Consider the following 300-nt stretch of genomic DNA (forward strand, 5'->3'; position numbering starts at 1 on the left):
TTAGCAGGGCGCCGTTGAAAATCGGCCAAGAGACAGGGTAAGCGAACCGCCAAACGGAAGCGTTAAGAAATAGTTACCGCAAAAAGCTGACAAACTGATTGAAAAAGTTAAGACTTAGATTCAGGCGCGCTGCGCCTGCACGCCACGGCCGAGCGCGGCAAAGACCGTATGCACGATGCCGGCCGAATCCAGGCCGGCGTCGGCGTACATTTTCTCGGGCTTGGCGTGGTCGCTGAACACGTCCGGCAGCACCAGCGGGCGCACCTTGAGGCCGCTTTCCAGCAGGCCTTCATGGGCGAG

The 300-nt window shown here is 59.0% G+C and carries 1 protein-coding gene; it reads right to left on the bottom strand.

Annotated elements, in window-relative coordinates; translation table 11 throughout:
- Nucleotides 1-120: 120 nt before the first annotated feature.
- The coding region (locus EN851_RS35425; RefSeq protein WP_135931120.1) for a hypothetical protein at nucleotides 121-300 on the bottom strand (180 nt) is incomplete at its 5' end.

The organism is Mesorhizobium sp. M8A.F.Ca.ET.208.01.1.1 (assembly GCF_004791315.1).
In the GTDB taxonomy this organism is placed as follows: domain Bacteria; phylum Pseudomonadota; class Alphaproteobacteria; order Rhizobiales; family Rhizobiaceae; genus Mesorhizobium.